Source organism: Paenibacillus sp. 05T425 (assembly GCF_056396205.1).
In genome coordinates, this window is record NZ_JBFTLA010000115.1 from 1 (window position 1) to 433 (window position 433).

General features: G+C 58.7%; 1 protein-coding gene. It reads left to right on the top strand.

What is annotated here, in order from left to right; genetic code table 11:
- Positions 1–124: 124 nt before the first annotated feature.
- Positions 125–433 (top strand): VOC family protein (locus tag AC1DF0_RS32350; protein WP_477577683.1); only part of this gene is annotated, 309 nt, incomplete at its 3' end.

A 433-nucleotide genomic window follows, 5' to 3' on the forward strand; every position in this document is an offset into this window, starting at 1 on the left:
CAATTGATCTACGGTGACTTCCTCGCCCGCAGCGTGAGGGGCATCTCCTGCGCGCCACCCGCCGGTCTCAGCATTGCTAGCAACTAACGATCCGTTAATTCTAAAAGCATGATGAGGCGCCAAAATGGCAGATTTATACGAAAACCCAATGGGCCTGATGGGCTTTGTGTTCATCGAATTCGCATCGCCGACCCCGAACACCCTGGAGCCGATCTTCGAGATCATGGGCTTCACCAAGGTCGCGACCCACCGCTCCAAAGACGTGCACCTATATCGCCAGGGCTCGATCAACCTGATCCTCAACAACGAACCCCACAGCGTGGCCTCGTACTTCGCGGCCGAGCACGGCCCGTCGGTGTGCGGCATGGCGTTCCGGGTCAAGGATTCGCAAAAGGCCTACAAGCGTGCCCTGGAACTCGGCGCCCAGCCGATC